This window comes from Halonotius aquaticus (assembly GCF_003605575.1).
In the GTDB taxonomy this organism is placed as follows: Archaea; Halobacteriota; Halobacteria; order Halobacteriales; family Haloferacaceae; genus Halonotius; species Halonotius aquaticus.
In genome coordinates, this window is the sequence record NZ_QKNY01000003.1 from 124,315 (window position 1) to 146,506 (window position 22,192).

The window sequence follows — 22,192 nt, forward strand, 5'->3', positions numbered from 1 at the left end:
CGGCGTTCGATCCACACCCGCAGTAGGTGTCGAACTCACACAAACCCGACAGCAAACCATGTATTCACCATCACACACAACACGCGACCGACCGACCACAGGAGCAGGCCAATGAGCGAAACAGCGAAATCACATCCCGACGCCGACGAGGAATCGACAACCGATGACACGACCGCGGAAGCGACGACGGCCGAGGCCGACAGCGGACGGACGCCCGTCACCGACGGCTCGACGGCCATCGTTCGCGCACTCGAAAACGGCGGCGTCGAGCACGCCTTCGGCGTCCAGGGCGGGGCGATCATGCCCGTCTACGACGCGCTGTGGGACTCCGATATCGAACACATCACGATGGCCCACGAGCAGGGTGCGGCCCACGCGGCTGACGCCTACGGCGTCGTCGCCAACGAGCCCGGGATCGCGCTGGCCACCTCGGGGCCGGGCGCGACCAACCTCGTTACCGGCATCGCCGACGCCAACATGGACTCCGATGCGATGGTCGCCCTGACGGGCCAGGTTCCCAGCGACATGGTCGGTTCCGACGCTTTCCAAGAAACCGATACCACCGGCGTGACGATGCCGATCACGAAACACAACTGGTTCGCAGCCTCCGCCGACAGCATCGGCGACACCGTCGGCGAGGCCTTCGCGCTCTCTGAATCCGGCCGTCCCGGCCCGACGCTGGTCGACCTCCCAAAGGACGTGAGCTTCGAGGAGACCGACAACGAGCCCGGCGAACCCGAACTTCCGCCGGGTCAGAAACCGCCAACCGAAGCCGATCAGGAGAACGTCGAAGACGCCGCCCGCGCGATCGAACGCGCTGAAAAGCCGCTGCTGCTGCTCGGCGGCGGCGTCATCAAAGCTGAAGCCAGCGAGACCGCTCGCGAGTTCGCGCGCGAACACGGCATCCCGGTCGTGACGACGATGCCCGGCATCGGCAGCTACCCCGAAGACGACGAACTCTGTCTCTCGTGGGCCGGCATGCACGGCACCGGCTACGCCAACATGGCGATCACCCACACCGACTGCTTGATCGGCGTCGGCACCCGCTTCGACGACCGACTGACCGGCGGCATCGACACCTTCGCGCCGGAAGCTGAGGTCGTCCACGTCGATATCGACCCTGCCGAGATCTCGAAAAATATCCACGCCGACTACCCCTGTATCGGCGACGCGGGGACGGTGCTCGACCAACTCACCGAGGAGATGGAGCATGAACCCGATGCCCGCGAGTGGCGCGAGCAGTGTCAGACGTGGAAAAACGAGTATCCGATGGATTACTCGATCGACAAGGACGCGCCGCTGCGACCGGAGTTCGTCGTCGAGGCCTTCGACGAGGCGACCGACGACGACACCATCGTCACCAGCGGTGTCGGGCAACACCAGATGTGGGCCTCCCAGTACTGGGAGTTCACCGAGCCGCGCACGTGGGTCTCTTCCCACGGCCTCGGCACGATGGGCTACGGCCTGCCGGCGACCATCGGCGCGCGCTTCGCCGCTGACGACGACCAGGACGTGGTCTGTTTCGACGGCGACGGCTCCTTTTTGATGACGATCCAGGAGCTGTCGGTCGCCGTCCGCGAAAACCTTGATATCACAGTCGCCGTCCTCAACAACGAGTACGTCGGGATGGTTCGGCAGTGGCAGGACGCCTTCTTCGAGGGTCGCCACATGGCATCGGAGTACAACTGGATGCCCGAATTCGACAAGCTCGCCGAAGCCTTCGGCGCGAAGGGCTGGCGTGTCAACGACTACGACGAAGTTGCCGACACCGTCGAAGCCGCCCTTGAGTACGACGGCCCCTCAGTCATCGATTTCCACATCGACCCCGACGCCAACGTCTACCCGATGGTTGCAAGCGGTGCGCCAAATGGCAAATTCGCTCTCTCGGAGGATCAGCTATGAGTGAGAACCAACAGGGCCTGCAAGGGCCACCGCCGGAGGAACGCCCACACCCGGACGGCCGGCGCAACAGCCAAGGGATTCGGATCGACCCCGAAGTCGAGGCCGAACCCGACAGCCGCACGGCGATGATCTCCGCGCTCGTCGAACACGAGCCCGGCGTGCTGGCGCGGATTGCGGGACTGTTCTCCCGCCGGCAGTTCAACATCGAGAGCCTGACGGTCGGCCCGACGACCGTCGAGGGCAACGCCAGACTCACCCTCATCGTCGAGGAGCCCGAACCCGGCATCGACCAAGCGAAAAAACAGCTCGCCAAGCTCAAGCCGGTCATCTCGGTCGGCGAACTCGAAAACCGGCCGATCCGCTCGGAGCTCGTCCTGCTGAAGGTCAACGGCGACGAGCCTGACAAGGTGCAAGCGGTCACCGAGATGTACGACGGCACAACGCTGGATGCCGGCCCCGAAACGATCACCGTCCAACTCACCGGCGAGTACGACGAGATCGAGGACGCCCTCGACGCCTACCGGCAGTTCGGCATCATCGAGATCGCCCGGACGGGCCCGACCGCCCTCGCCCGCGGGAGTACGCCGACGACACCCGGCGAAAAGCCCGCTGCGGAGGCAACCGCCGTTGGCGTCGAAACCGACGGCGGTAGCGACGCTGGCGGCGAAACAGGTGACGGTTCGGCTGAAAGCCAAGCCGAAACCACCAACTAAGGGGGGCGTCTTTCCGCACACACAATGGCAGACGAACTCGACGCCACGATCTACTACGACGACGACGCAGACACCGGCTATCTGGACGACGCCACGGTAGCGGTCATCGGCTACGGCAGCCAGGGCCACGCCCACGCCCAGAACCTCAACGACAGCGGGATCGACGTTGTCGTCGGTCTCCGCGAGGGCTCCTCGTCGCGGGACGCCGCCGAGAGCGACGGGCTCAACGTGGCGACGCCGCAGGAGGCGGCCGCACAAGCCGATGTCGTCTCGATTCTGGTTCCCGACACCGTTCAGCCAGCGGTCTACGACCAGATCAAGGACGAACTCGACGCTGGCGACACGCTGCAGTTCGCCCACGGGTTCAACATCCACTACAACCAGATCCAGCCCAGCGACGACGTCGACGTGACGCTCGTCGCCCCGAAATCGCCGGGCCACCTCGTCCGACGGAACTACGAGGCCGACGAAGGGACGCCCGGTCTGGTCGCCGTCTATCAGGACGTGACCGGCGACGCCAAAGAGCAGGCACTCGCCTACGCGAAAGGCATCGGCTGTACGCGGGCGGGCACCATCGAGACGACGTTCCGCGAGGAGACCGAAACCGACCTGTTCGGCGAGCAGGCCGTCCTCTGTGGCGGCGTCACCAGCCTCGTCAAACAGGGCTATGAGACGCTCGTCGAGGCCGGCTACAGCGAGGAGATGGCCTACTTCGAGTGTATGAACGAGCTGAAGCTGATTGTCGACCTCATGTACGAGGGCGGCCTCGGCGAGATGTGGCACTCGGTGTCGGATACCGCCGAGTACGGCGGACTGACCCGCGGCGACCGCGTCGTCGACGAGCACGCCCGCGAGCAGATGGAGGAGGTCCTCGAAGAAGTCCAAGACGGCACCTTCGCCCGGCAGTGGATCACCGAGAACCAGGCCGGCCGGCCGAACTACGACCAGCTGAAAACCGCCGAGGAGAACCACGAGATCGAGGCCGTCGGCGAGGAGCTGCGTGGCCTCTTCTCGTGGGCCGACGAGTAAATACGGATGGAACACGCACGCTACACTAACGGAGTTATCAAATGAGCAACGGAACGCTGTACGACAAGGTATGGGAGAAGCACAAAGTAGCTGAGTTGCCGAGCGGACAGGATCAACTGTTCATCGGCCTGCACCTCGTCCACGAAGTGACGAGCCCGCAGGCCTTCGGCATGCTCCGGGAGCGCGATCTCGACGTCGCTTACCCGAATCAGACCTTCGCAACGACCGATCACATCGCCCCCACCGAGGCCGAAAAGCGGGAGCGACCCCTCACGGACGAGCAAAGCGAGGAGATGCTCTCGGCGCTGGAGCGCAACACCAGCGAGAACGGGATCACGTTCTTCGGGTTTGAATCCGGCAAGCAGGGCATCACCCACGTGGTCGCCCCCGAACTCGGCCTGTCGCAGCCGGGGATGACCGTCGCCTGCGGTGACAGCCACACCGCGACCCATGGCGCGTTCGGCTCCATCGGCGTCGGCATCGGCACCAGCCAGATCCGTGACGTGCTGGCGACGGGCTGTATCGCGGCTGACAAACAGAAAGTCCGCCGGATCAACGTCGAGGGCGAACTCGGCGAGGGCGTCTACGCCAAGGACATCATCCTGAAAATTATTCAGGACCTCGGCGTCGACGGCGGCGTCGGCCACGTCTACGAGTACGGCGGGCCGGCCATCGAGGCCCTCGATATGGAGGGCCGGCTGGCGGTCTGTAACATGTCCATCGAGGGCGGGGCTCGCGCGGGCTACATCAACCCCGACGAGACCACCTACGAGTACCTGCAGGGACGGGAGTACGTCCCCGAGGGCGAGGCCTTCGAGGAGCGCAAGGCGTACTGGGAGTCCATCAGCAGCGACGAGGACGCCGAGTACGACGATGTCGTCACGGTTGACGCCGACGACATCGACCCGCTCATCACGTGGGGGATCAACCCCGGCCAGGTCATCGAAATCACCGACAGCGTCCCGCACCCCGAGGACTTCGAGGCCCGAACGGATCGGGAGGCCGCCGAGCAGGCCCTCGACCACATGGATATCGAGCCCGGCCAGTCGATGCTGGGCTACGATGTCGACGTGGCGTTCCTCGGCACCTGTACGAACGGCCGTGTTTCGGACTTCGAGGAAGCCGCCAAGATCCTAGAAGGCAACACAGTCGCCGACGGCGTTCGCGCGCTGGCCGTCCCCGGCTCCGAGACCGTCCGCGAGGAGTGTGAGGCTCGCGGCATCGACGAGACGTTCATCAACGCCGGCTTCCAGTGGCGGCGCGCCGGCTGTTCGATGTGTCTGGCGATGAACGACGACTCCCTGGAAGGCGACGAAGTCTGTGCCTCGTCGTCGAACCGGAACTTCATCGGTCGGCAGGGCTCCAAAGAGGGCCGCACCGTGCTGATGAGTCCCGCGATGGTCGCCGCAGCGGCCGTCGAAGGCGAAGTCGCCGACGCACGCGAGTATCTGAGCGACGATCCGGCTGGCAGTGCCAGCGGCGTTGGGGAGGCGGCTGACTAATGGCTCCTGAGAATCACATTACCGAGGTCGGCGGCACCGGTGTCCCGATTCCCGGTGACGACATCGACACCGACCAGATCCTGCCGGCGCGCTTCATGAAGGAGGTCACCTTCGACAACATGGCTGACTACCTCTTCTATGACGCCCGGCGGGACGACGACGGGTTCAACGACCACCCGCTCAACCGCTTCGAGGGCGCATCCATCGCAGTCGTCAACTCCAACTTCGGCTGTGGCTCCTCCCGCGAGCACGCCCCCCAGGCGATGATGCGCTGGGGCGTCGACGGCATCGTCGGCGAGTCCTACGCGGAAATCTTCCGCGACAACTGCAAGTCCCTGGGGATTCCGGCGGTCACGACCGACCACGAGACCGTCACCGATCTCCAGGAGTGGATCGAGAGCAACCCCGACGGCGAGATCGACATCGACGTCGAAAACGAGGCAGTCACCTACGGCGAGACGACAATCGACGTCGAGATCGACGACGCGATGAAGGAAGCCCTCGTCGAGGGGATCTGGGATACGACCGCGCTGATGTACTCCAATCGCAGCAAGGTCGAGGAGACCGTCGCCGGGCTGCCGTACGTCGAAGGCGACGATTAGTCAACAGAACTTAGAAAACCCGAATAGGATCTCACTTTTTATATAACTGTCATAGATACTTATCAATCAATTCTAATTTGGCTTCTAACTCAGCGCTATCCATCTCGGACAATTTGACTGTAATGTCAATATCTACGTTTTTATTGTATCGACTTTGTTCTGATTCAATCTGTTCAATCTGACTTATGTCTTTTTTATTTTCTTCTTTGTTATACTGGTTGTTGTTTGGTCTCTCATCGGGTTGCCGCGCGGTTTGAGTTGATTGCAAATCTTTTGAATTTGATTGTTGTGGGGATCGCTCTGGTTCAGATTCTTTGTATTCTTCTTTTACAATATCCTGAGAATCTTCTTTACTGTCGGCATTGTCTCTTTTTTTATCGCCTTCACTCTCATTTACCTCTGCTATTCTTGAATAAGGAGATACACTGGATAGTTCTTCAACAATCTTTCTTAAATTAATATCATTCTTGAATTTAAGTTGTGTGCGGCGTCCTGTACCAGATTCTTCTGTACCGTATCCCATCCCGTCTAATGTTTCAATCAATGTTTTAACTGACCTTTTCAAAGTGCTATTTGATACTTCTGTAAATCCAAATTCCGTCCTCAGAACATTAATTATATCCTTATTTTCGAGACCATCTTTACCATCGAAACTACCAATCTTAGAAAACGTTTCTTCTATCACGAGAACATATGCTTCAAAATCTGCAACTGCTTCAAGTAATAATTCGCTTAGTTTTTCATCATTTCCTTCATTGTAATATAATTCGAACCCTTCGGACGTAGGAATATACTCGTTGTCTGATTCTTCAATGAATCCTAGCCTTACACCATAATCTAGAGTACCGTTGATGTTCCGTTTATCCATATCCACCTCATCTTTTTCATCAATTTCATCACTAGTCCAAGTTCCTCCTGACTCCATTAGACTAAGAATAGATACTAAATTATCTGGACCAGCATATCTTGGTAGATCGTCGGCCTCAAAATCAAATTCAAATTGTTGAGAATCCTGTTTGATGCTGGTGCTACTGTTATTTTCCTCCTCTTTGTTCACAGAATTGTTAGACTCATTTGTTTCATTATGATATTCGTCGTTCAATCTTGCGAAACCATTGATGTTTTTTATTGCTTCAATGGATCTTACAATATCTCCAAGATCATCTTCGGTTAGATCGTCTTCTATAGATACTATATCTTGTGCTAACTTACGATTATCCTCATATTCATTATTTTGAATAAGAAATTCTGCTTCTGAGTATATTTCATAGTTCTCTAATATATTCGTTAGTTCATCTATAGCTTCTCCTGAAGATAAGAAATCCTGTTCATAATGTTTGATGACCGGGTCAATAGGGGTGTATACTCCACTCTTTTGTTTATTGAGGAGTCCTATGTTATGCCAAAATTTCAAAACTGGTGACGCAGCAGCTCTACTAATATCTCCGGTTGCGGCTTCCTTATAATTCACGGGCTCTCCCTGAGCTGTATACCTTTCAAGAAAGTTCTCAAGTATCTGTTTGTGTTTTTCGGCAGTAGCGTTTTCAGATGCTAAGGGCAGTTCTGACATAGAAATTTTGTGTAGATGATAGGTTATTAAACTTCTGTCATAACCTTCTTATTATTTGGTGAGAGGATGTCAACCGATGATTCCAGCATATAAAGTATCTCCAGAGGACACCATGGAACTTGGTTATGCGGTTTCTCAAATTGGACCTGACGCATTACAGTCTGAGATAGAAGAATTTACTGAGTTCTCACAGAGAAAAACTTCTGAAGGTCTAAAGATACTCGCCGAATTAAATATAGTGAAAAGAGAGGAAGACGAATACACTATTTCTTCTTCTTATCGTAAAAAGATAGATGATGTTAGCATTGAAAACCGTGATGTCCTACTAAATCAAGCATTAATTCAATATCGGCCGTTCAGATCCTTTGGAACATTCTTGAAAAAAGGATATGGAAAAGATAATGCTGCCAAGAAAACAAATGTTTTACACAATATAGCCAGCGACTCATCAAATCTACTAGACTTTTTTGAGCGATTTGGTCGATATACTGATTTACTGAATACTGATGGTGAAGAGATGTCCATTACGATAGAAGGAAAAGAGATTCCGGGGGATTCTGTTGAATCTGTTGAGGAGCTAAGAAATGCGCTTGAGTCTGAAGCGGAGATTCGCTTTTGGCTGGAGGAAACAATCGGTACCGAAATTGTTGCAGGCATAGATGAAGATACAGAAGAAGAAATCGTGAAGGCGTTTTCTAAACACGCCTCTTCTCCCAGAGATTCAATAACGGCAGCCGGCCGTGGGCTTGAGGATTTCCTTCGCGCCAAAGGACGTGAACAAGGAGTTAATCAAGCCGATCTAGAAAATTCTGCAGGTGCAAATCAAGTAGCCAATCTTCTCAGAGAAAAATCTGTGATCAGAAGTCTTCATACAAAAAGGGCCACCAGTCTTGCAGGTATCAGAAATAAAGGGGGTGCACATGGAGATGATCAACAGACTGGAAATAGATGGAGGACAGAAGCAGAAATCGCATTGACTGTCGCAATGGAAACCACGCTCCTAATTGCCAGTATAAGCCAGTATATTGACAATGGAAAGCAAGTTCTATAATAAAGTACTACATTAGAAGCATACTCATAGATAAGATATGTGAATACATAAAAATTTCAATAATAAAGAGGTATTCCAATTATAATTTTCATGTGTTATGTATTTTCACCTTTAATTTACATTGGCGTCAGTATACCAGTAGGCCCACAGAATCAATACACCCTGTAGCGGCAGCCGCGCCCAGCGAATCAGCGGCGACGGGTCGCCACCGCCGCCCGGCATCCCCTCGACGACGACCATCGAGGTCGCCATGTAGACGTTCGCCGGGAAAATCGCAACGAGCAGCGCAATCGTCGCCCACGCCGCGTACCGTCGCGTTCGTGGAATCAACACCCCGATCCCGACAGCAATTTCGGCGACACCGGAGAGGTAGACCAGCGCGAGCGGCGCGGGCAGGAACGGCGGGATGATCTGGGCGTACAGTTCGGGGACGACGAAATGCAGCACGCCCGCGACGACGTAGAGCGGCCCCATCACGTAGAGCAGCGGACGTTTGAACCGCGCCAAGTCAACCATCTACCGCCTGCTATGGTGACAACAGGGAAGCGGTTTGGGATTGCTGGCTTGTGCGGGTACGACCAAACATCGATCTCACTCAGTTGGATGATAGCCGGCGTACCCGGCCATTTGCTGTGTCGCTTTGTCGGTGAGTCCCGTCGAGAGTTGTGCCACCGCCCGCTCGATATGTCTTGTCCGGAGTGATACGACCGCCCACGGCGAGACGAACGACTCGCGGTGCAGTTCACCCTCGACGAACTCGCCAGCAAGCGGAATCGACTCGCTATACTCCTGTGTCGAGATGCCGAGCGCGATGTACTGGCGACCGGCAAACGGGTGAGAGTCGTCACTGATGATAACGTAGGGACGGCGTGGCGTATCGCCGAGCGGGTCGGCCGCGACGACGACGTGTCCACGCTCATATCTCATTCAGCGTCACCGTCATCGGCGTCGATGTCTGGAAGCTCCGCATCCCACTCAGGATTTTTATCGTAGTAGTCGCCGCGAAACGCTTCGGCCACGGCGTCGAGCCCGATGGCACTCGCGGTCTGTGCGTCGTAGGCCTCGGCATTGATCGCCCAGTAGTCGCCCTTGTGACGCACGAACCCTCGCGATTCGAGCCGGCGGAGCGTCGTGCCGACGCTGCCCTGCGGAATGTCTAGTTCGTCGGCGAGTTCGCTCGGCCGGAATCCCAACTCGGGGTTATCAGCGAGGTATTCAAGGATTCGACGGCCGTGGGTATCCTCGCGTGGGAGATCACTCGGATGATAATTCTCGAAATCGACAGGCATTGTAACTTAGTGTAACTCTACGTCACCAAGTGCCATAATTCTGTGGACGAACGGGATAAGAAAGGCCGAACATCGACATGCTCTTTTCAGTGCTGGCAAGACGACGCGTATGAGCCACACAATCGCCGTCATCGAAGGCGACGGCATCGGACAGGAAGTAATCCCAGCCGCCGTCGACGTGCTCGAATCGCTCGATCTCGACCTCGAATTCGTCGAAGGCGACGCCGGCGACGCCGTCAAGGAAGCCACCGGCGAGGCACTCCCACAGGAGACCTACGACCTCGCGGCCGACGCCGACGCCACGCTATTCGGCGCGGCCGGCGAAACCGCCGCCGACGTGATCCTCCCGCTGCGGGACGCCGTCGACTCCTTCGTCAACATCCGCCCCGCGAAAGCGTATCCCGGCGTCGACGCCGTCCGCCCGGAAACCGATCTGGTCTTCCTTCGCGAGAACACCGAGGGCGTCTACTCGGGCCACGAGGACGACCTCTCCGAGGATCTCTCGACGCTGACGCGCGTCGTCACCACCTCCGCCTCGGAGAAACTCGCGGAGTTCGCCTGCGAGTACGTCGATGACGGCGAGGGCTTCAGCGTCGTCCACAAAGCCAACGTGATGCGAAAGACCGACGGCCGGTTTCGCGATGCGGTCGTTCGCGTCGCCGACGAGCACGGCGTCGACACCGACGAAGTCCTGATGGACGCGTTTGCGACGCGGGTCTGTCTCGACCCCGAACAGTTCGACACCATCGTCTGTCCCAACCTTGCGGGCGACGTGCTCTCGGATCTCGCTGCCGGCCTCGTCGGCGGGCTGGGCCTCCTGCCGTCGGCGAACATCGGCGACGACAACGCGCTGTTCGAGCCGGTGCACGGTACCGCACCCGACATCGCCGGCCAAGGCGTCGCTAACCCGATGGCGACGGTGCTCTCGGCAGCGATGCTACTCAATCATCTCGGCTACAGCGAGGAATCGGATCGCGTCGAGACCGCCGTCGAAACCGTCCTCGCCGAGGGGCCGCGGACAGCCGATCTCGGCGGCGACGCCGACACCGAGGCTGTAACGCAGGCGATCATCAACGAACTGTAGCGCGACAAACGCGAATAGCAGAGATCAGCGAGGATCGGAGCGCCGTTAACTGACGAACTCGGTCGCCGTCGACGACTCTTGTTCTTCGGTGTCGAGTTGGAGTGACTGGTCGGTGATGTCGTCGAGTGCGTCTCGGCCCAGTATCGCGAGGATGGCAAAGCCAACCTTCGTGATGATGTCAAGGTAGACGATCACCATCATCTCGACGCTGGGCTGAAGCAGTCCGAAGCCGACCGGCGCGAGCAGCCAGACAACCGGATACAGCGTCCACAGCACGACGGTCACGTTCCGGAGTTTGGCGAAGACGATAGCGACGCGCTCGCTGGCGAAGCTCGCTCGATCCGGCAGTTCAGTAACCAGCAGGTAGGCCAATGCAACGTAGGCCACCCCGCCGAGGCCGAACAGCGTCAGCGACAACACACCCTCTGTGAAGATCGCGACGATGCCGAGGCCGATCAGTGCCACGTCAAGCCCGATCAACAGCGCGTAGAGTTGTTTGCCCGGCTTACACAGCATGGTGAGATACAGGATCAACAGCGGCGTCGTCAGCAGCCAGTCGACGTACCGTGGTGTGTAGAACGTCGCATCGCCGACCGGGATCGAACCGATGCCAAGCGATGTCAACGCGTAGGCAACCGTCGCGATCCCCGTGATCGCCGCAAGCACGGTGTAGTATTTCCGGTTTTTCTCGTCACGAACCGCAAAGTACGCCGACGGGATCGTGCCGAGTGCCAATGCGACCGCGCCAACCGCCGCCCAGCCGTCTGCACCAAGTAACATTAGTGATCACCAAAGTTGAAGCCGCCGTTGGTATCCTCGCTGTCCGTCTCGTGGCCGCCGTCGGTCGCGGCAGCATCGGGGGTCGCCGTCGCCGTCGGCGACAGGTCGCTTCCCGCAGTCGACGACGCCGACGCACCAAGGTTGCCACCGCCGCCAGTCGACGCGGCATCGACCTCGAAGCGGTCAAGGGCATCCCGCAGCTTCGCAGCCTGCGAGCGCAGTTGGGTCGCTGAGGATTCGACGGTCTGGAGCGTCTGCTGTTGGGCGTCGGCCGTCTCGGTGACGTTGTCCGCCGTCTCGGTCGTCGTCTCGCTAATCTCGGCGACCTCGTCGATCATCTCGACAACCGAGTTGGCCGCACGGGCCTGCTCTTCGGTCGTCCGGTTGATCTCGGTCATGCTGCCGTCGATCTCCTCGACGTAGTCGATGACGTCGTTGAGTTGGTCAATGGCCCCCTCAACAGTCTCGACGCCCTGACTGATGCGGACGCTCGTTTCGTCCATCCCAGCAACGGCTTCGCCGGTTTTCTCTTGGACGCGCTGGATGCGGCCCTCGATCTCGCTGGCGGCATCCTTGGTCTCCTCAGCAAGGCTCTTGACCTCCTCGGCGACAACCGCGAAGCCGGAGCCCTCCTGGCCGGCCCGGGCCGCCTCGATCGAGGCGTTGAGCGCGAGCAGGTTCGTCTGCTCGGCGATCTCGCTGATCATATCGACGATATCACCGATCTCGGCCATTTCCTCGTCGAGCACCTCAATGTCCTCCAGCGTCTCGTTGGTTGTCGACTCGACGGCGTCCATCTGTTCGATGGCGTCGGCCGCGGCGGTCTCGCCTTCGGTGCCGGCCTCGGTCGCGTTTTTCGTCGTTTCAGCGACGGTGTCGACCGTGGCGGCAACCTCCTCGGCCCCCGACGAGAGGCCGTCCATCTCGTCGGCCACATCACGGAGGTTCTCGGTTTGTTGGTGGGCGCCGTCGGAAATGTCTTCGACAGCCGTTGACACACCGCTGCTGTCCTCGTAGAGCTGCTCGGCGTGACTGTCGACGCCGGCGGCGGCGGTTTCGACCTCATCGGCAAAGGTCATGACCTCGCCGAGTGTCTGTTCCAGTTCGTCGATCGTCTCGTTGAACGCGACGCCGACCTGCTGCATCGCCTCATTGTCGGTGTCGGGATCGACGCGCTGGGTGAGATCACCGTTGGCGACCGCCTGCATCACGCGTTCGTATTCAGCGGCTTTCTCCTCGACGCGGTTGGCCCGCTGTTCCATCTGTTCGCGGGCGGCCTCCGCGTCGGCCTCGGCCTCCTCGGCCGCCGAGATCTGTTCTCGCAGGGAGCGACGCATCGAATCAAACGCCCGGTGGAGTTGCCCGATCTCGTCGTTGCGGGTGGTATCAAGGTCGACATCAAGATCACCCTCGGCCATCTGGTCGGCCTTCGTTGTCAGCCGTCGCAGGGCGATGATCGTGTTGCTGCCGATCGTCACGCCGATCAACGCGAGGCTGATGACCGTCAGCAGAATTAATCCGAGAATGCTTGAGCCGATGACGGTGGCCTCCGCGCCAAACAACGAACGGGCTTGGAAGTACACCAAGATCCCGGCTGCCGTGGCGAGGGCAACGACCCCCGCCAACGAGAGTGTGAGCTTCGTGGCATAGCTGTCACGAATGGGGTTACTTGACTGCGTGTCGTCCATATCACAGTGTTGTCGTCTAGCTACCTATATGTGCGGACTAGTTGGATAGGGAAAACATCGAACAGTGAGACCTTTCAGTATAGGGTATTCTGAATCGGGCACAATCAACAGGCGATGGCATCGACACACGTTGCAGACCGACCCTATGCACACAGGGTGGCAGGCTGGTGATCGTCTACGACTCTGTTTCGTCACTGTAGGCGCGTCGAACGCGATCGAAATCGTCGTTCGATTCGAGATGGCGTTGAAGCTCCTCGGCGTACGCTTGGGCGAGCGACTCGGCGGCTGCCAGCTTTTCACGGTCGATGCCGTCATCATCGCCAGCATCGAGGCCCAAAGCCCCTTTGATCGATTCGACGACGCCGGCGTCGTCATCAGCGGACGCATCGCCCATAGCCATCGGGCCGCCCTGCGAACGAACCGACTCCAGTTCAGGTATGATCGATTCAATGGCCTCGGTGTCGGCGACGAGTCGAGCCGCCTCGGCGTCGTCGGCGTGCTCGATATCGAGTTCAGTCGCGGTCATGATCAGCCCCCACTCCTGATTGGTGAATTGCGAGGCCTGAACCCGGTCGGTGAACGCCTGATCGACAGCCATGCGGTCGCCGACGAGCATGTCTCGCCACTCGCTCATGGCTGTGACTACACCTGCCGGTGGTTTCAGCCTACCGGGTGTGATGGCCACCACCAGTTTAGAACGGACGACTAATGCGCCCTCAGTGGGTAACAACGGTATGAACACTGCGACCCGTAGACAGCTGCTGTCAGGGATCGGGGCAACGGCAGTTGTTGGCGTTGCTGGATGCACTAGCCAAGGTGCTGAGACGGCCGAGAGCGGCCCATACGACGGGGTGCTTAGACGAGCAAATAATGTTGATGCCGAGAGCGTGACAGATAGAACAGATGCCGAATCGGTGACTGTCACTGTCGGCGTCGGCGAACAGGGGTTTGCCTTTGACCCAGCAGCCGTGCAGGTGTCGCCGGGAACGACGGTCACCTGGGAGTGGACCGGCAAGGGGGGCGGCCACAACGTTGTTGCGGACGCTGAAGACCCCGCGTTTGTAAGCGAACTCAGAGCCGAGGCCGGTTATACGTTTGAACACACGTTCACCGATCCCGGCGTCTACACCTACTACTGTAGCCCACACCGTGGCTATGGAATGATCGGCGTCGTGGAGGTTCTCGCGGAGTAACCATCGATCAGCGCAGCGTCTCAAACGCATCGCCACAGAGCCCACCGCCGGTCGGGACGCTCGCAGCCCCCTCGCTAATCCGCACCGGATCGGCGGCGAGATCATCCGCGAGCAGCGACCCCGTCGCCAGCCCACACGGCGCGATGTCGGAGATCGCCGCGGCGACATGAACGGCGGCCGTTCGCGCGACGACAGCATCGATCGTCGTCGTCACCACGGGCTCGACGCCCGCCTCGCGGGCACGGGCGGCCGCCTGTGTCGCCTGCAGCGGCCCGCCGAGGGCCATCGGTTTGAGGATCACCACGTCGGCCACGTTGGCATCGATGACGGCTGATATCGACGCTGTCGCCAGCGATTCATCGAGCGCGATGTCGACACCGCGGTCGCGAAGCTCGCGGTGGCCGTCGAGGTCGTCCGCGGGCAGCGGCTGTTCGATGTAGGCAACATCCAGCGCGGTGAACGCATCGATAGCCTGCTCGGCGGTCGGAACAGCCCACGCGCCGTTGGCGTCGACACGGAGGGAGATCCCATCGCCGACAGCCTCACGGACAGCACGGACGCGTTCGATGTCGGCGTCAAGCGATCGGGCACCGACTTTGAGCTTCAGGCACTCGGAGCCGTTGGTGATCGCCTCATCGGCGGCTGCCACCGTTGCAGCAATCTCCCCATCGCCGATGGTTGCATTCACCGGCACCTGTTGGGGAACCGGATCAGCGTCGACGCCGAAAGCCTCCTGCCGAAGCATCGCCGCCAACGGGGTTGCCTGCCCCCGACCGCGCGAATCAAGTCGCGCGAGTTCAATAGCATGAGCGGCCGCCGGCGTTGTCGCCGGATCAGGGGCTGTCTCAGGGGCAGCCGGCTCGGTCGCTTCGAGTGCGTCTTGGCAGTTGTCGAACGATTCAGTCCAACCCGGCAGCGGGGTAGCTTCGCCGATGCCAGTGACACCCGCGGCGTCAACACCGACAAGAAATCCGCGTCGCTGGGTTATCTGGCCACGGGCGGTGTCAAGCGGCGACTCAAGGCCGAGACTGAACTGCTCGACCCACATCAGACCGCCAACCCCACGCCGAACAGCAGCGCGTAGCCAGCCAACAGCTTCCCGGTCGTCTCCAGTGCGGGATTGAGGGCCGCGCCACTCGTTTCGGTTCGGATCGTCTCGGCGACACGGATGGCGACCGGCAGCGTGACCAGCGGCAGCAACACAATCATCGAGAAATCAGTCGCCAGCCACAGCCAGACCGGCACCAGATACGCCACAGCGAGCAGACCAATGTACTCCGCGCGGCTAAAGCCGTAGCCGAACCGGACGGCCAGCGTTCGCTTGCCCGTCGTTTCATCTTCGGCCTTATCGCGGATGTTGTTGACGACGAGGATGTTCGTCGAGATGGCCGCAATCGGGAGACTGGCGACGACCGCTTCAAACGTGATCGTCCCGGGCGGAATCGTCGTTGCCAGCGGCGCGGCGAGGACGGCTGCGGCTTGGACGTAGTAGGTGCCGGTGACGGCAATAACACCGAAAAAGACGAAGACAAAGAGGTCGCCGAGGCCGTGATACCCCAGCGGATAGGGCCCGCCGGTGTAGGCGATCCCGGAGATCACTGACAGCAGGCCGATGACGAGAATCGGAACGCCGCCAACATAGACGAGATAGCTGCCGACGACGACGGCAGCCGCGAAGGTGAGATACATCGCGGCTTTGACCTGCCCCGGCTCGATGAGGCCGGCCTGCGTCACACGGGTGAACCCCTCGCGGTCGTCGGTGTCGGCGCCCTGGATCGCGTCGTAGTAGTCGTTGGCGAAGTTGGTGCCGATCTGGATAAGCGCCGCGCCGACGAAGGCGGCGACTGCGGGGACGACGGCAGCAACGCCGTCGTGGACGGCGAGGCCGACGCCGACGATCACGGGGGCGGCCGCCGCGGGCAGTGTCTGCGGTCGGGCGGCGGCAACCCAGGCCTGCCGGCGTGAGAGTTCCGTACCGCTCATGGTGGTACTGGGGGCGGCGCGTGCCTGAATGTTGCTATTTGGCCACAGGTGAGGAGACTATTTACGAGTGGACACTAACGGCGACACATGGTCGACTACGATTCCTTACACGACCCGAACGCCGAGTACACGATGCGGGAGCTGTCCGGCGAGACGATGGGTGTCACCGCCAGCCGCGGCGGCGACCGCGATGTCGAGATCACCGACGTGCAGACGACGATGATCGACGGCAACTTCCCGTGGACCTTAGTCCGTATTTACACCGACAGCGGCGTCGTCGGCACCGGCGAGGCCTACTGGGGTGCGGGTGTACCGGAACTCATCGAGCGGATGAAACCCTTCGTTGTCGGCGAGAACCCCCTCGATATCGACCGCCTCTACGAGCATCTGATTCAGAAGATGTCCGGGGAGGGCACCGTTGAGGGCGTCACCGTCACCGCCATTGCGGGTATCGAAATCGCGCTCCACGATCTCGCTGGCAAGATCCTCGACGTGCCGGCCTACCAACTGCTGGGCGGCAAGTACCGCGACGAGGTGCGGGTCTACTGTGACTGTCACACCGCCGACGAGGCCGACCCACAGGCCTGCGCTGATGAGGCCGAACGCGTCGTCGAGGAACTCGGCTACGACGCCCTCAAATTCGATCTCGACGTGCCATCGGGTCTCGAAAAGGATCGTGCCAACCGCCACCTGCGCCCAGGCGAAATTCGGCACAAGGCTGAGATCGTCGAAGCCGTCACCGAGCGCGTGAAAGATCGCGCTGATGTCTCGTTCGACTGCCACTGGACGTTCTCCGGTGGGAGCGCGAAACGGCTCGCCGATGCCATCGAAGAATACGACGTCTGGTGGCTCGAAGACCCCGTCCCGCCGGAGAATCTTGAGGTGCAGGAGGAGGTCACCAAATCCACGATCACACCGATCACGGTCGGCGAGAACCGCTACCGCGTCACCGAGGAGCGACGCCTCATCGAGAACCAAGCGGTCGACATCATCGCCCCTGACCTGCCGAAAGTCGGTGGCATGCGTGAGACTCGAAAGATCGCCGACGTGGCGAATCAGTACTACATCCCGGTCGCCATGCACAACGTCTCCTCGCCGGTGGCAACGATGGCGAGTGCGCATGTCGGCGCGGCGATCCCGAACTCCCTGGCCGTCGAGTACCACAGCTACGAACTCGGCTGGTGGGAAGACCTCGTCGAGGAAAATGTGATCGAGGACGGCTACATCGAGATTCCCGAGAAGTCAGGTCTCGGTGTCACACTCGACATGGACGCCGTCGAGGAACACATGGTCGACGGCGAGACGCTCTTTGACTGAGCGAAGCAAATACGGCTAGCTCCCCGCCGATTTGTCTTCGTTGATTTGTAGACTAGTCGACATCGGCCGTTCACACCAGCCAAGAGAGAATACCAGGGGAGGCCGGCCGGCGACAATCACGTGACTACACCGCCTGATTCGGCAATCATATCAGTAGAATGAATAGACCGATCGGTGGTGTTTATACTTCCGGAACCCGTTTTGTACGCTATGGTTGCGGTGCCACAACTGCTGTATGTAGACGATGATGCCGACACGGCAGCGTCCCGCACTGAGACGCTCTCATCGGAGTACGACTTTGCGGTGCGTACCGCCAGCGACGTGGCTACCGCACAAGCAGCCCTGGAGACCCACGACATCGACTGTGTCATCAGCGAGTTCCGCCTCGGCGACGACGACGGCCTTGACCTGCTGTCGTACGTGCGCTCGGAACACGGCTCACTGCCGGTGATTCTCCTCATCGACGACGAGCCCGAGGAGATCGCCCGCGACGCCTTCAAATCCGGCGCGACCGATCTCTTCCCCCGGTCGATGATCGAACTCTCCTACGAGCCGCTGGTCGATCGAATCCGCGAGCTGACAACCGACCCGACAGAGAAAGCCGCCGAGGAGTTGACGGCGAGTACGAACGGCGGCAGCGCTAATGCGGCCACATCCGGGTCGACTTCGTCAGCACAACCCGCCGCAGCCGCCACCACGGGTGAGACGACAAGTGCTGATGCACCCGATTCGGCGGCGAGCGACGACACGACAGCCGGAGAGACAACGAGCGGTGACACAGCAACCGGCAACAACGCGGCCGACACGACAACAAGTGACGACACAGCAACGGCAGCCACCAACGGCGCAAGCGATGATCTCTCCGTCTCCGATCTGGACATCGATCAGCTCCGGGCGCTCCCGAAAGACGAGTTGATCGCGCTGCTCGCGGAGATCATCGGCGACAGCGACGAACCGGCGACCGAATCGGCTGAGGCGATGGCCGAGACCATCGATCCGACGGGGGATACCGACAGCAACGCGAGCGCACAGTCGACATCCTCCGAGACAGCCGGCGGTTCCGCGTCGACACCAAGCGAGCCAGCGACGACCGACGACGCGACGACCAGTGAGGAACCGACAACCGACCCGGATACCGCGACGACGACCCCTGAGCCAGACACTGCTGCGGCAACCCCTGAATCAGACGCCGACGAGATGGAGTGGGAAACCGACGAGGGCTACCACCGTCCATCGGGACTTGATCTCTCGCCGGGGACGACAGTGCTCGTGCAGTGTGGCTCACAGGACGCCCGCAAACACGACGCCCGAGAGGATCTCCTCGGTCTGACCGAGACGAACGATCGTAACATCCTCCTGATCCAGTATCGGTCGATGAACGCCGACCGGTTGGCCGCGATCGCCGAATCCGCCCAGCGAGTCAAGGTTATCACCGTCGGCTGTTCGCAGTCGGTGCCGAACGCCGTCAGCGACACCGTCGAGGTTGTCAACATCAACAACCCAAACGATGTGACACGGCTCGGCATCCTCTCGACGAAAACGCTGGATGACTGGCAGGCCCTCGATGGCGGGATCAGCGTCGCACTCGACCCACTCGATGTGTTGTTTCGGTACAAATCCGTCGAGGGTACCTTCCGGTTCCTCCACATCTTCCTCGGTAAACTTAGTGCCGGCGGCGCGGTCAGTTCCTTCTTCGTCAATCCCTCGGCCAGTAACCCACAGGATGTGAACACGCTCAAACCGCTGTTCGATCACATTCTGACGGTGGATGCCGCCGGGATTGATCTGGAAGGCGGCTGATCGAGTACAGCAGTCGCCGGAAACAGGAGGGCAGTACCGGGCGCAACCGGGCGACATGATGGATTGACTGTGGGAACTGTGCGACCACCGCACATCGTCGAAAACTGCCATACTGCGAGTCGATCATAACCCTTAACCGTAACTGTGGCATCGGTTCTGGTAGCGGGATGGGATAGCCAGGAGATTCCGCCGGGCTCATAACCCGGAGATCGGTAGTTCAAATCTACTTCCCGCTACTTCTCACCGAACGTTACCAGTCCAATAGCGTCGTGTGTCGCCTCACGAGTCTGCTGATACAACTCTTCGAGACCAGATCAGATCGTCAAAAATGCCGAGGAATCGGCAACGACTTATCGCAGTTGTTTCACGGGCGCGTACCCCCGAGCCTCGAGCTTTCGCTCGACGCGTTCGGCTGTAGCGTCTACGGCGGCTGCGGCGGGTGTCTGTTGTCGCCGGGCCTGTCGACGACAGCGTTCCTGAGTCATCCAGCGTGATTTCTCTTCGTCGGTCATGGCCGCCCAGTCGGGCGGCAGGTCGTAATCGTGTCTCATAGCGTCGGTCTGGGCAGTTGTATGGTACAGCGATACATATATACGCCTTTTCGATATTGTTTATTCGTTGTGTGTTTGGCGTATTTTAGATTTGTTTCAGCTCATTCAATACAACTATACAAAAGAAATAGCGCATAATTCGGCGTTTAATACCGTTGTAATCAACCATTGAAGACTCAGTGTGGTCTGAGAGACCTTGGCGTTTATATCCCCGTAGCGTCTACCGCCTGTGAGATACTATCATGGGATCAGATACCACTGACACCCTCTCAACGTTGGGACGGGTGTTGTTCGGCCTTGGCGTCGCCCTCCAAGCGACCGAAGACTTCCGCGAGATGGATGAAACGATCGAGTATGCCGACTCCGCCGACGTGCCGCTACCAGAGATAGCGGCCCCGTTTGCCTCTGGGATGATGGTCGTCGGCGGACTCGGGACAGCCCTCTGGCGGTTCCCACGGCTGGCGACCGGTGCGGTGGCGACGTTTCTGGCGGTGGTGACGCCGACGATGCACGACTTCTGGAACGCCGAGCCCGACGACAAAAGCGGCGAGCGACTGGCCTTTTTCGGGAATCTCGCCATGTTCGGGGCTGCCTTGGCGTTCCTTCGGGCGGCGTACAATCGGTAGCGACGGACGGTCGCAATGGCGGTCTCGTCGCTGCTGACAACGGGCGTATCGAGCTAAATACATCGTCGGGTGATCCGAAATATACAATACCATGTTTGAATAATGAGTAAGTCATGAGTGAGGAGGTCGTCGCGGATTTCACCGGAAAGCTCCTCACCGAGGATATCGAGCAACTCAAACCTGTCAAAGGACGCGTACTTCTCAACCGCGAACAGTTGGTGCTCGTAACAGGCGAGGGTAAAGAGACCATCTTTCTCTCGAAGATCGTTAGCACAAATCCCGGGTCGGTCGCCGACAGCGTCTCACAGTTTCTTGAGGAAGCGATCGCCATCGCCTACGAGCGAAACGGAACCCGTCGGCAGGCGATCATCGGCGGCAGCCCGGAGACGATCGCCAAGTTTCGGACGCTGCTGTTCAAACTCCTGATCGGCAAACAGACCGTTATCGCCAAACATCCCGCCAAACGCGGCGGTCGGGTGACCGACGCGCCGGCGAGGAAGATGCTCCTGGATCTCTCAGAGTCCGCAATCGAGCTTACCTTAGACGACAAAACGGCTCGCATCAACGTTGAGGCGGTCATTGGGTTCGAACACGAACAACGGGAGCTGATGGATCGTGCCCGGCCGACGTTGATCCTCGATCACGCCGCCGGGAGCACAACGCTCACAACCTATATTTCGCTCCTCAGCAAGCGGAAACTCACCTTCCTGAGTCAGTTTGTGCGGCTCAACTACAGCAAGGTTGTCGACGACGTGCGGCAGACCGAGGTCAGCGATACCGAAACCCAAGCGCTCATCTCGCTGTACAGTGCCGGCGGCAACGCGTCGCTGGATGGGATCGTCACCGATGACGACACCGACACACAGACTGTCGCCGAGCACCTGCTCGAAAAGGAGTTGGTCACCGAAGAGGAGGGCGTCCTCTATCTCACCTCTCGGGGCGAGATCGTCGTCACCGAACAGCTGGAATCGGTCAACGAGTAATCCGGCTCGCGCCGGGGATCCACAGTCACATCGTGAACAGTTCGGTGTCGTCGGGCACCGAAAACAGCCCCATGCGGACGCCGCAGTCAAGCCACCCATAGCCGTAGGAAAACGCAACTAAGGCGTTAACTGGATCGTCAGCCGCCCGAAAGTGCCGTCCATCGCGTAGATACGATTCGGCCATCTCCCGACAGTCGGCAGCGGCCTCGCCAAACGGTGTTTCTGCCGGCGGTTGTATCGTCGCCGCCGCCAACGCATCGGCCAACATCTGCTCGTAGCGATCCGTCTTTTCATCGAGGTCAGCAGCCATATCGGCCGTCTCGCTGGCCAGTCGGAAAGCCGTTCGGCTGTGGTGTCGCTACTGCTCGGCGGCGTACTTCAGAAACAGCGGCGTCACCACGAGATCCATGACAGCCATTCCGTAGGCAATGAGCTGTGTGATGCCAGTGAGGAAAAAATACGAGACGGCTGCGATCATCACCGCACCGGAGGCACCGATACCCCAGCGGACGAGTGGGTTGCGAAGCAT

General features: G+C 59.5%; 23 protein-coding genes and 1 tRNA gene. 13 read left to right on the forward strand and 11 right to left on the reverse strand.

The window, feature by feature from the left end; all coding sequences use genetic code 11:
- The first annotated feature begins 111 nt into the window (after positions 1 to 111).
- Genes ilvB through leuD form a run of 5 tightly spaced genes read left to right on the forward strand, consistent with a single transcriptional unit; the run spans position 112 to position 5,748 of the window.
- Complete coding sequence (gene ilvB, locus DM826_RS01585) at positions 112 to 1,902, forward strand: biosynthetic-type acetolactate synthase large subunit (RefSeq protein ID WP_120100637.1); 1,791 nt, start codon at positions 112 to 114, stop codon at positions 1,900 to 1,902.
- Complete coding sequence (ilvN, locus tag DM826_RS01590) at positions 1,899 to 2,615, forward strand: acetolactate synthase small subunit (protein WP_120100639.1); 717 nt, start codon at positions 1,899 to 1,901, stop codon at positions 2,613 to 2,615. The genes ilvB and ilvN overlap by 4 nt, the downstream gene beginning before the upstream one ends.
- 24 nt (positions 2,616 to 2,639) lie before the next feature.
- The gene (gene ilvC, locus DM826_RS01595) at positions 2,640 to 3,644 is read left to right on the forward strand and encodes a ketol-acid reductoisomerase (RefSeq protein ID WP_120100642.1); all 1,005 of its coding nucleotides are present in this window, start codon (positions 2,640 to 2,642) and stop codon (positions 3,642 to 3,644) included.
- A gap of 41 nt (positions 3,645 to 3,685) precedes the next feature.
- Positions 3,686 to 5,146 carry a 3-isopropylmalate dehydratase large subunit gene (leuC, locus tag DM826_RS01600; protein ID WP_120100644.1) on the forward strand — a complete coding sequence of 487 codons (1,461 nt, stop codon included), beginning with the start codon at positions 3,686 to 3,688 and terminating at the stop codon, positions 5,144 to 5,146.
- On the forward strand, positions 5,146 to 5,748 hold the full coding sequence (gene leuD, locus DM826_RS01605; RefSeq protein ID WP_120100647.1) for a 3-isopropylmalate dehydratase small subunit: 603 nt from the start codon (positions 5,146 to 5,148) through the stop codon (positions 5,746 to 5,748). The genes leuC and leuD overlap by 1 nt, the downstream gene beginning before the upstream one ends.
- A 49-nt stretch (positions 5,749 to 5,797) precedes the next feature.
- Here leuD and DM826_RS01610 read toward each other — a convergent pair whose 3' ends face one another.
- Positions 5,798 to 7,318, reverse strand: a complete 1,521-nt coding sequence (locus tag DM826_RS01610; RefSeq protein WP_120100650.1) for a hypothetical protein — start codon at positions 7,316 to 7,318, stop codon at positions 5,798 to 5,800.
- Between the two features lie 76 nt (positions 7,319 to 7,394).
- Here DM826_RS01610 and DM826_RS12760 point away from each other — a divergent pair, with 76 nt between their 5' ends.
- On the forward strand, positions 7,395 to 8,369 hold the full coding sequence (locus DM826_RS12760) for a hypothetical protein (RefSeq protein WP_133304616.1): 975 nt from the start codon (positions 7,395 to 7,397) through the stop codon (positions 8,367 to 8,369).
- A 111-nt stretch (positions 8,370 to 8,480) separates the two neighbouring features.
- Here the strand turns inward: DM826_RS12760 and DM826_RS01615 are convergent, their stop codons facing one another.
- The 3 genes from DM826_RS01615 to DM826_RS01625 form a co-directional block, all read right to left on the reverse strand.
- Positions 8,481 to 8,885 (reverse strand): DoxX family protein, encoded by a 405-nt coding sequence (locus DM826_RS01615; protein ID WP_205738780.1) that lies wholly within the window; start codon positions 8,883 to 8,885, stop codon positions 8,481 to 8,483.
- A 75-nt stretch (positions 8,886 to 8,960) separates the two neighbouring features.
- The gene (locus tag DM826_RS01620; protein ID WP_120100653.1) at positions 8,961 to 9,296 is read right to left on the reverse strand and encodes a hypothetical protein; all 336 of its coding nucleotides are present in this window, start codon (positions 9,294 to 9,296) and stop codon (positions 8,961 to 8,963) included.
- On the reverse strand, positions 9,293 to 9,658 hold the full coding sequence (locus tag DM826_RS01625; RefSeq protein ID WP_120100656.1) for a MarR family transcriptional regulator: 366 nt from the start codon (positions 9,656 to 9,658) through the stop codon (positions 9,293 to 9,295). The genes DM826_RS01620 and DM826_RS01625 overlap by 4 nt, the downstream gene beginning before the upstream one ends.
- A 109-nt stretch (positions 9,659 to 9,767) precedes the next feature.
- On the opposite strand from DM826_RS01625, the gene leuB reads away from it, so the two are divergent.
- The gene (leuB, locus tag DM826_RS01630; RefSeq protein ID WP_120100659.1) at positions 9,768 to 10,742 is read left to right on the forward strand and encodes a 3-isopropylmalate dehydrogenase; all 975 of its coding nucleotides are present in this window, start codon (positions 9,768 to 9,770) and stop codon (positions 10,740 to 10,742) included.
- Between the two features lie 45 nt (positions 10,743 to 10,787).
- Here leuB and DM826_RS01635 read toward each other — a convergent pair whose 3' ends face one another.
- The 3 genes from DM826_RS01635 to DM826_RS01645 form a co-directional block, all read right to left on the reverse strand.
- The gene (locus DM826_RS01635) at positions 10,788 to 11,522 is read right to left on the reverse strand and encodes a bacteriorhodopsin (RefSeq protein WP_120100667.1); all 735 of its coding nucleotides are present in this window, start codon (positions 11,520 to 11,522) and stop codon (positions 10,788 to 10,790) included.
- Positions 11,522 to 13,210: a methyl-accepting chemotaxis protein gene (locus DM826_RS01640; protein WP_120100670.1), complete on the reverse strand. Its 1,689-nt coding sequence runs from the start codon at positions 13,208 to 13,210 to the stop codon at positions 11,522 to 11,524. The genes DM826_RS01635 and DM826_RS01640 overlap by 1 nt, the downstream gene beginning before the upstream one ends.
- Before the next feature lie 175 nt (positions 13,211 to 13,385).
- Positions 13,386 to 13,844, reverse strand: a complete 459-nt coding sequence (locus DM826_RS01645) for a DUF5799 family protein (RefSeq protein ID WP_120100672.1) — start codon at positions 13,842 to 13,844, stop codon at positions 13,386 to 13,388.
- Between the two features lie 100 nt (positions 13,845 to 13,944).
- Between DM826_RS01645 and DM826_RS01650 the strand changes: the two genes are divergently transcribed.
- Positions 13,945 to 14,403, forward strand: a complete 459-nt coding sequence (locus DM826_RS01650) for a halocyanin domain-containing protein (RefSeq protein ID WP_120100675.1) — start codon at positions 13,945 to 13,947, stop codon at positions 14,401 to 14,403.
- A gap of 7 nt (positions 14,404 to 14,410) precedes the next feature.
- On the opposite strand, the gene menC is transcribed toward DM826_RS01650, so the two are convergent.
- Together menC and DM826_RS01660 are read right to left on the reverse strand one after the other, a co-directional pair.
- The gene (gene menC / locus DM826_RS01655; protein WP_120100678.1) at positions 14,411 to 15,451 is read right to left on the reverse strand and encodes an o-succinylbenzoate synthase; all 1,041 of its coding nucleotides are present in this window, start codon (positions 15,449 to 15,451) and stop codon (positions 14,411 to 14,413) included.
- Entirely contained in the window at positions 15,451 to 16,386 is a 936-nt protein-coding gene (locus tag DM826_RS01660) for a 1,4-dihydroxy-2-naphthoate polyprenyltransferase (RefSeq protein WP_120100680.1), read from the reverse strand. Before DM826_RS01660 ends, menC begins: the two co-directional genes overlap by 1 nt.
- Positions 16,387 to 16,473: 87 nt before the next feature.
- On the opposite strand from DM826_RS01660, the gene DM826_RS01665 reads away from it, so the two are divergent.
- From DM826_RS01665 to DM826_RS01690, 5 genes are all read left to right on the forward strand, one after another.
- Positions 16,474 to 17,703 (forward strand): mandelate racemase/muconate lactonizing enzyme family protein, encoded by a 1,230-nt coding sequence (locus tag DM826_RS01665; RefSeq protein WP_120100683.1) that lies wholly within the window; start codon positions 16,474 to 16,476, stop codon positions 17,701 to 17,703.
- Positions 17,704 to 17,913: 210 nt separating this feature from the next.
- Entirely contained in the window at positions 17,914 to 19,503 is a 1,590-nt protein-coding gene (locus DM826_RS01670) for a DUF7504 family protein (protein WP_120100685.1), read from the forward strand.
- Positions 19,504 to 19,664: 161 nt separating this feature from the next.
- Positions 19,665 to 19,739, forward strand: a tRNA-Met gene (locus DM826_RS01675).
- 557 nt (positions 19,740 to 20,296) lie between these two features.
- Positions 20,297 to 20,680: a DoxX family protein gene (locus tag DM826_RS01685; RefSeq protein ID WP_120100690.1), complete on the forward strand. Its 384-nt coding sequence runs from the start codon at positions 20,297 to 20,299 to the stop codon at positions 20,678 to 20,680.
- A gap of 113 nt (positions 20,681 to 20,793) precedes the next feature.
- Positions 20,794 to 21,663, forward strand: coding sequence for a CheF family chemotaxis protein (locus tag DM826_RS01690; RefSeq protein ID WP_120100693.1), 870 nt, complete (start codon positions 20,794 to 20,796; stop codon positions 21,661 to 21,663).
- Between the two features lie 25 nt (positions 21,664 to 21,688).
- Here the strand turns inward: DM826_RS01690 and DM826_RS01695 are convergent, their stop codons facing one another.
- Together DM826_RS01695 and DM826_RS12930 are read right to left on the reverse strand one after the other, a co-directional pair.
- On the reverse strand, positions 21,689 to 21,973 hold the full coding sequence (locus DM826_RS01695; protein ID WP_120100695.1) for a DUF357 domain-containing protein: 285 nt from the start codon (positions 21,971 to 21,973) through the stop codon (positions 21,689 to 21,691).
- A gap of 48 nt (positions 21,974 to 22,021) precedes the next feature.
- Positions 22,022 to 22,192, reverse strand: a complete 171-nt coding sequence (locus tag DM826_RS12930; RefSeq protein ID WP_165853222.1) for a hypothetical protein — start codon at positions 22,190 to 22,192, stop codon at positions 22,022 to 22,024.

Bases quoted from the DNA above. Each gene is read 5' to 3' on its own strand.
- DM826_RS01610 (WP_120100650.1), bottom strand. From the start codon at position 7,318: ATGTCAGAACTGCCCTTAGCATCTGAAAACGCTACTGCCGAAAAACAC.
- ilvB (WP_120100637.1), top strand. From the start codon at position 112: ATGAGCGAAACAGCGAAATCACATCCCGACGCCGACGAGGAATCGACA.
- DM826_RS12760 (WP_133304616.1), top strand. From the start codon at position 7,395: ATGATTCCAGCATATAAAGTATCTCCAGAGGACACCATGGAACTTGGT.
- leuC (WP_120100644.1), top strand. From the start codon at position 3,686: ATGAGCAACGGAACGCTGTACGACAAGGTATGGGAGAAGCACAAAGTA.
- ilvC (WP_120100642.1), top strand. From the start codon at position 2,640: ATGGCAGACGAACTCGACGCCACGATCTACTACGACGACGACGCAGAC.
- DM826_RS01645 (WP_120100672.1), bottom strand. From the start codon at position 13,844: ATGAGCGAGTGGCGAGACATGCTCGTCGGCGACCGCATGGCTGTCGAT.
- DM826_RS01625 (WP_120100656.1), bottom strand. From the start codon at position 9,658: ATGCCTGTCGATTTCGAGAATTATCATCCGAGTGATCTCCCACGCGAG.
- DM826_RS01695 (WP_120100695.1), bottom strand. From the start codon at position 21,973: ATGGCTGCTGACCTCGATGAAAAGACGGATCGCTACGAGCAGATGTTG.
- DM826_RS01635 (WP_120100667.1), bottom strand. From the start codon at position 11,522: ATGTTACTTGGTGCAGACGGCTGGGCGGCGGTTGGCGCGGTCGCATTG.
- leuB (WP_120100659.1), top strand. From the start codon at position 9,768: ATGAGCCACACAATCGCCGTCATCGAAGGCGACGGCATCGGACAGGAA.
- DM826_RS01690 (WP_120100693.1), top strand. From the start codon at position 20,794: ATGAGTGAGGAGGTCGTCGCGGATTTCACCGGAAAGCTCCTCACCGAG.
- ilvN (WP_120100639.1), top strand. From the start codon at position 1,899: ATGAGTGAGAACCAACAGGGCCTGCAAGGGCCACCGCCGGAGGAACGC.
- DM826_RS12930 (WP_165853222.1), bottom strand. From the start codon at position 22,192: ATGCTTCGCAACCCACTCGTCCGCTGGGGTATCGGTGCCTCCGGTGCG.
- DM826_RS01670 (WP_120100685.1), top strand. From the start codon at position 17,914: ATGGTTGCGGTGCCACAACTGCTGTATGTAGACGATGATGCCGACACG.
- DM826_RS01620 (WP_120100653.1), bottom strand. From the start codon at position 9,296: ATGAGATATGAGCGTGGACACGTCGTCGTCGCGGCCGACCCGCTCGGC.
- menC (WP_120100678.1), bottom strand. From the start codon at position 15,451: ATGTGGGTCGAGCAGTTCAGTCTCGGCCTTGAGTCGCCGCTTGACACC.
- DM826_RS01650 (WP_120100675.1), top strand. From the start codon at position 13,945: ATGAACACTGCGACCCGTAGACAGCTGCTGTCAGGGATCGGGGCAACG.
- DM826_RS01615 (WP_205738780.1), bottom strand. From the start codon at position 8,885: ATGGTTGACTTGGCGCGGTTCAAACGTCCGCTGCTCTACGTGATGGGG.
- DM826_RS01685 (WP_120100690.1), top strand. From the start codon at position 20,297: ATGGGATCAGATACCACTGACACCCTCTCAACGTTGGGACGGGTGTTG.
- DM826_RS01640 (WP_120100670.1), bottom strand. From the start codon at position 13,210: ATGGACGACACGCAGTCAAGTAACCCCATTCGTGACAGCTATGCCACG.
- DM826_RS01660 (WP_120100680.1), bottom strand. From the start codon at position 16,386: ATGAGCGGTACGGAACTCTCACGCCGGCAGGCCTGGGTTGCCGCCGCC.
- leuD (WP_120100647.1), top strand. From the start codon at position 5,146: ATGGCTCCTGAGAATCACATTACCGAGGTCGGCGGCACCGGTGTCCCG.
- DM826_RS01665 (WP_120100683.1), top strand. From the start codon at position 16,474: ATGGTCGACTACGATTCCTTACACGACCCGAACGCCGAGTACACGATG.